Genomic DNA, 6,244 nt, shown 5'->3' on the forward strand with positions numbered 1-6,244 from the left:
CCTCAGTGGCCAGCGACAAACAACCGTTTGACCGATTTGGGCTCCGCAACGCCCAAGACCCGCAAGCCTTGCAGTTTGCCGCTGGCGATGTTGTTGACTTTCATCGAGTCCAAGTTGTCGCGGCTCATCAAGGTGGGGCCGGGCGCCCATTCCATGAGCAGCGCTTGCAGCCACCCGATGGCGTAGGGCAGGGGTAAGACTGGGCGTTGCTTGCCTACCCACCGGCCTGCGAGTTGCACCAACTCGGCGAGGGTCATCACATCGGGGCCGCATAGCTCATAGGTAAGACCTTCGGTGCTGGTGGTGTTGACGCAATGCACGATGGCTTGTGCCACATCATGTACCCACACGGGTTGAAAGCGTGTCTGGGCACCCGCGATCGGCATGACTGGAAATATCTTTTGCAGTTTGGCAAACAGGTTGATGAACGGGTCGTCCTTGCCGAAGATCACGCTGGGGCGCAGCAGGGTCAAGCCCAGCGGTGTTCTTTGCGCAGCAGACAGCAGCGCCAATTCGCCGCGTGCTTTGCTACGTTGGTACATGGAGGGACCATGCACATCGGCGCCGAGGGCGCTGATGTGAATCAAACGCGTCACGTGCTCGGCATGGCAGGCACGCGCTAGGTTGGCCGGCAGGGTGACGTGGGCGTGGTTGAACTCTTCTTCTGTGCCATGCAAGATGGCGACCAAGTTGATGACCACATCATGGCCGTGCACCAAGGCTTGAAGTTGCTGGGGGTCATGCACATCGGCTTGCACCACAGACACACTGGGCATCATTTGGATGTGACGTGCAGGCAGGCGTCGTGTGGGAACGGTGATTTGGTGATGCTGCAAACTCAGGCGCGAACACACATGGCGGCCGACAAAGCCGCTGCCGCCGAGGATGAGAATTTTTTTGACTGTGTTGGGTTGCATGATGGGACTGTCGTGTGATTGAGGCGTTGTGTGGGGAGCCAAGGAAAGCGTAGGTGGACTGGTTAGAATTTTTGCATGAAGACACCCACACGCCTTGGCTTTGCACTGTTGCTTTGTGTGACTTTGTGTGATGTGGCTTGGCGTTGGCAGTCCAGCGCCAGTGCGGGGCCGGTGATGGCCGTGATCCCTACTGACAGCCCTAGCGCACCCCCTCTCTCCGCCTGTACCGACTACCGCGTGGTGCGCGAAGGGCTGATCCCCATGCCTGAGGGCGTGCCTGCGGCCCATGCCAGCAGCTTGGTGGCGTTGCCACAGGCCCATCCCCTGCACACAGACAAAGCCCTGGCCGCTTTTTGGTTTGCAGGTACGCGCGAGAGCGGCGCAGATGTGCAAATTGCATCATCGACCTTTGACCGCACGCGTAACGCATGGGATGCGCCGCAGTGGGTGGTGAACCGCCACACCGTGGGCCATGACCTTGGCATTCAAATCCGTCGCATCGGCAACCCCGTGGCGTGGGCTGACGCTACAGGACGCTTGCATTTATTTGTGGTGGCCACAGGCTTGGGCGGCTGGGCGGCGTCACGCGTGGTGCATTTGCGCGAGCAAGCGCCTATGCAGTTCAAGGTCGTGCGGACCTTGCCGCTGACGGCCTTGGTGCCCGCGTTCAACACCAGCACCTTGGTGCGCACCGTGCCCTTGTCATTGGCTGACGGCGGTGCGGTGCTGCCTTTGTATTTTGAAATCGGCATCAAATACGGCGTGGCAGTGCGCTTGAATGCCGAGGGCGAGATGCAAAGCATCACTCGCATCACGCAACGGCGCGAGGTGTTGCAGCCCACCTTGGTGGCGCACTCGCCCACGCACTGGTCGGCCTTCATGCGCGATTACAGCCCGACAGAAATGGTGGCGCACACCGAAACTTTCGATGCAGGCGCACATTGGCAAGATGCGGGCAACTTGGCACTCTCCAACCCTGGGGCGTCGATTGCCGCTTTGCGCCTGTCGACGGGCGGCGTGATGTTGGCGCACAACCCCGCCGATCGTGGGCGTGAGGTGTTGCTGCTGAGCACCTCGGCCAATCAACCGCTGTCGTGGACCACGCGCACCTTGGTCGACGGTGTGAAGGCGGATGAGTACTCTTACCCCACCTTGATTGAAGTGCCCCAGGGCCTGGTCGCGCCATTCACATTACCCGATGTGTGGTTGAGCTACACCCACATGCGCCAAGCAATTGCGTTCAAACAGATGCGGCCGAGTTGCTCGGTGGCCCCCACAAGGAGCGCGTCATGAGCTGGACTGACATGACCCACGCCGTGTTGCCGCAAGCGGTGTTTTTGTCTGTGTGGGTGAAGCTGTCTTGGGCTTGTGTGATGTCGGCGGTGCTGCTGCGCCTGACCTACGGCTACAAGCCTACGGTGTGGCCTGCGGCTGTGGTAGCGGTGCTCATGTTGTTGCCACGTACCGATGTGTTGTCGGGCTACTTGGCGCTGGCGCTGCAAACCCCTAGCTTGGTGTGCGTGGCTTGGGCACTTGGGTGTTGGGCGGATGTGATTCAGTCGCGTTCGCCGAAGGTCACCCCCCCCACGCTAGTTGCGTTGCTCGGCGTGTTGCTGGGCTGGGTCTTGGTGGTGGATACCTTGAACTGCTGGCCTGCGTTCTTGAATCTCCAGCTTTATGCGCTGGGTTTTGAAGCCGTGGCTTTATGGTTGGTGGTGCTGGTCACCGCAGCTGTGTTGCTGTGGCAGAAAGTGCCCCCGCGTTGGGTACTGAGTGCCGTGGCGGTGCTGACCTTGTATGTGCTGCTGCGTTTGCCCACGGGCAATGTGTGGGATGCTTTGCTCGACCCCTTTGTCTGGCTGGCCTTGCATGTGCAGCTGTGGCGCACATGGCGTGCGTCACGCGGGGCTTAAGGCTGCTTCACCAACAAGTACTCACGCCAGAACAGCACACGTTCGGGGATTTGCAAACTCTGAAGGTTGATCTCGCCCGCTGAATGGCGGCCACGCAGCCCCATGCGTTGTGCCAAGAGTTGGCAGTGGGCTTTGGCGCAGTCGGGTGCGGGCTCGTTCCAATAGCGGTGCACCACCACGGCATCAAAGGTTTGCAGGCGTTGCGCAATGTCGGCGTCTGTGTTGGGTTCGTGGTCCATGTAGGGCGTGATGCGGCCCACGCCGGTGATCAAAAAACGCCAACGTTCAAAGTCGCCATTGAAGTTGCTCGGCGTGGCGAGTGTGGCGCCTTGCATGTGCGCCACCACCTCGGGCGCATAGGTGTTGGATGCGGTGTGCAGCGGCGCACACAGCATGCCAAACCAAGCAAACAGACTGAGGATCAAGCCCAGCAACCAAATCCAGCTCGCTTGCAAGGTCTGCCCCCCGGCGCGTGACAACAGCGTGCCAAACAAGAGCAACAAGGCCAACACTTGCAAGGCCAAGATCAGCAGCAGCCCGAGACGGCCCCACAGGGGGTAGAGGTCAATGCGCCAGCCCGCCCACAAGAACAAACCTAAGAAGCCCAACCCCAACAAGCTGAGCACCGTCCCCAGCCCCATGGCCGTGCGTTGAGCCCACGGTGGCAAGCGCCACAGCCAGAGGGCGCACAACACACTCATCACCGGCATGAGTGGGATCAGGTAGCGGGCCGAGCGTTGGCTGGGCACCATAAAGAACACGCTGAGCAGCAGCACATACATCCACAGCACCGCTTGTGGGTGCACCACGCCTTGTAGACGTGCACGCCAAACGGGGCGCATTTGAAACAATCCCCAAATGGCCACGCCAAAGATGAGCGGCCCCAGCATGGCCCCGTTTTGCAATAAGCCCAAAGCCTGCACCCAAATGCTGAAGCCACCCACCAAGGCGGTGTGCCAATAGCTGGGGCCGCCGGCACTGACTTTGCCCCAGTTCTCGCCCACCACAAACTCGCGCCACACACCCATCGGGTCGGGGTCAAGCGCGAACCACAAGGCGAACACGCCCAGCGCAAATGCAGTGCTGATGCCCACGCGCACAAACCATGTGCGCCAAGCGCGGTGGTTGAGCCAGCACAGGCTCAGAAACAGCGTGGCGGCCAAGGGCGCGATCAGCACAAACGATTTGTACCAAGCCACCATGCCCCAGCTGATGCCTGCCACCACAAACAAACTGTGGGTGGGTTGAAATGTGGCGTCGTGCGTGACATCGCTCTTGGTGTGACGGCGTGCGCGCAGCACTTGGCACAGCAGCCACCAAAAGGGCAAGTTCATCCAGAAGGTTTCAATCGCACTGGTCAGGTAGGGCCGGCCATAGCGGTAGGTGCTAAAGCACCCCAGAAAAATCAAACCCGCGATCAGACCTAAGGTGTTGGCGTTGAGCACTTTTGGGAAAGGTGCGGGTTCTGTTTTGTGATGCAGCCAGTCCATCGCCAAGGCACGTGCGGCCCACACCACCAGTGCGGTGTTGGCGAAGGTGTAGAGCAAGCTTGGTACACGTAACCACAGCAGCTGCCACTCCAAGCCCAGCCACGGCACCACCATGGCTTGCCAAAACAGCAGCGGTGGTTTGGTGTTGCGCATGTGGTCGAGGTCAGAGGCTAGGGGTAGCCACGCGCCTGTGCTTTGTGCTTGCAGCCAGGTCTTGAACGCGATGTGGGTGTAGACCAGCTCGTCGCCGTTGCGCGGGATGTTTTCACCGCCAAGGTCAAACATGTAAACCAACATTGCCAACACCAGCAAGCCTAGCGTGATGCTTTGGTTGCGTTGGGTGTGTTTGTCATCCGACACCTCACGCGGGTTGCCTTTGAAGGTACACCAGTCGTTGGCAAAGTAGTTGATGACACTGGCCAGCACAATCGCCAGCACATTGCCCAGCAGGTAGTGCACGTGTTGCGCCAACCACAGCGTCATGATGTATTGCACACTGGTGCCCAGCCACGAGGCGAGGCCATAGCGCACCAACTGTGTGGTGATGCCGCCATGAAACTCGGCATGGCGGTCACGCCAAGTCCACAGGCGGTTCCACGCAAAGTTGTTGACGGTGGCCAGCACGATGGCAATGGCCAGCGAGGCATACAGACGTTGCCCGCTGGATGCGATAGAGGCCAGCAAAAACTCTTGGCACACATACAACACGACCAAGTTCACCACCGTGCCGCTGGCCCCGACCAAGCCAAACTTGATGTAGCGCCAACGCGCCAACATGGTTTGTACAAAGGAAGGGCTGCGATCAGCCGAGGTGTGTGTGGTCATTTAAATGAGCTGCAATTTGTGCAGCACCAGTTTTTCAACCTCACCCACGGTGATCACTTTGAGGCACTGGTTGTCACCATCGCAAAAACTGTCGCGGTGGTTATAAGCCGTTAAACAAGGCGAGCAAGCCATGCCCGACTCCAGCACGGTGGCGCGTTCACTGATGGGGCCATAGAGGCGGCCTGTCTCGGGGCCGAAGAAGGCGATCACATCGATCGGTGTGAGGCTGGCAAAGTGGCTGGGGCCACCATCGTTGGTGACCAACAACTCCGCGTTGTGAAACAGCATGAGCTACTCGCGCAGGTTGCGCGTGTAGCCCGTCAGGCCAATGCAGCTTGGGTTGCCCACCGCATGCAGCACGCGTTGCGCTTGCGGGGTGTCCTCGGGCAAGCCAATCACGCCGACGGCACAACCGTTGGCGATCAAGGTTTTGGCCAACGCGATGTAGCTGTCTTCGGGCCAGGCACGGATAGGCAATGCACCACCACTCACATACAACAACACGCGTTTGGCGTTGTCCATGAAGTCGGCAAAGTCGGTGCGCAAGCGGTCTTGAAAGGCCTGTGCATCCGTTGCATCTACAGGCAATTGCGGCAAGCTGCGTTGGATGCTGGGCAACAAGAATCGGTTGAGGGGTCGTCGTGTGGCGTCGCTCAGTTGTGCGCGGGTCCACGTCAGCGCCTCCTCCATCACTTTGGCCAAGCCGATAAATTGCAAGCTGATGTGTTGGTAGGTGTTGTAGGGCAAGGGCGCGTTGATGAAGCTGCCGCGATACAACCCCTCTTGCGTGTGCGCGGTAAAGCCCACGCGCACCCGGGCACCGCAGGCGTAGCTGAGCAAGGCGCTGATGCGCGAGAACAGTTTGCAGTCGATCACGCCATCTAGTTGCAACGCACGCAGCGTGCGCGTGGTGTGCCACAGGCCATGCAGCAAGGTGCCGAGTGAGGCATCGTTCAAAGAAGGCGGATTCAAGGACGAAGTGCAACAAAGATGAACTGGTTATAGGTGGCTGAGGATGCGAGAGCATCATGGCCGCTTTAACAGCCAAGTCGAAGTTGCCCAATGTACAAGCACCTCAGCCGAGAAGAACGATACCAAA

At 59.5% G+C, this 6,244-nt stretch carries 4 protein-coding genes and 1 pseudogene; 2 read left to right on the top strand and 3 right to left on the bottom strand.

Annotated features, from left to right (window positions below):
• Positions 1–2: 2 nt before the first annotated feature.
• Entirely contained in the window at positions 3–917 is a 915-nt protein-coding gene (locus tag RMS03_RS08185; RefSeq protein ID WP_310626584.1) for a complex I NDUFA9 subunit family protein, read from the bottom strand.
• 75 nt (positions 918–992) lie between these two features.
• On the opposite strand from RMS03_RS08185, the gene RMS03_RS08190 reads away from it, so the two are divergent.
• Both RMS03_RS08190 and RMS03_RS08195 read left to right on the top strand, forming a co-directional pair.
• Positions 993–2,210: a sialidase family protein gene (locus RMS03_RS08190; RefSeq protein ID WP_310626585.1), complete on the top strand. Its 1,218-nt coding sequence runs from the start codon at positions 993–995 to the stop codon at positions 2,208–2,210.
• Positions 2,207–2,830 carry a hypothetical protein gene (locus tag RMS03_RS08195; RefSeq protein WP_310626586.1) on the top strand — a complete coding sequence of 208 codons (624 nt, stop codon included), beginning with the start codon at positions 2,207–2,209 and terminating at the stop codon, positions 2,828–2,830. The genes RMS03_RS08190 and RMS03_RS08195 overlap by 4 nt, the downstream gene beginning before the upstream one ends.
• Here the strand turns inward: RMS03_RS08195 and RMS03_RS08200 are convergent.
• Together RMS03_RS08200 and RMS03_RS08205 are read right to left on the bottom strand one after the other, a co-directional pair.
• On the bottom strand, positions 2,827–5,145 hold the full coding sequence (locus tag RMS03_RS08200; protein ID WP_310626587.1) for a GtrA family protein: 2,319 nt from the start codon (positions 5,143–5,145) through the stop codon (positions 2,827–2,829). The two genes, RMS03_RS08195 and RMS03_RS08200, sit on opposite strands and share 4 nt — an antisense overlap.
• Positions 5,146–6,117, bottom strand: a pseudogene (locus RMS03_RS08205) (glycosyltransferase family 9 protein).
• Between the last annotated feature and the right edge of the window lie 127 nt (positions 6,118–6,244).

Source organism: Limnohabitans sp. (genome assembly GCF_031538885.1).
GTDB lineage: Bacteria > Pseudomonadota > Gammaproteobacteria > Burkholderiales > Burkholderiaceae_C > Limnohabitans.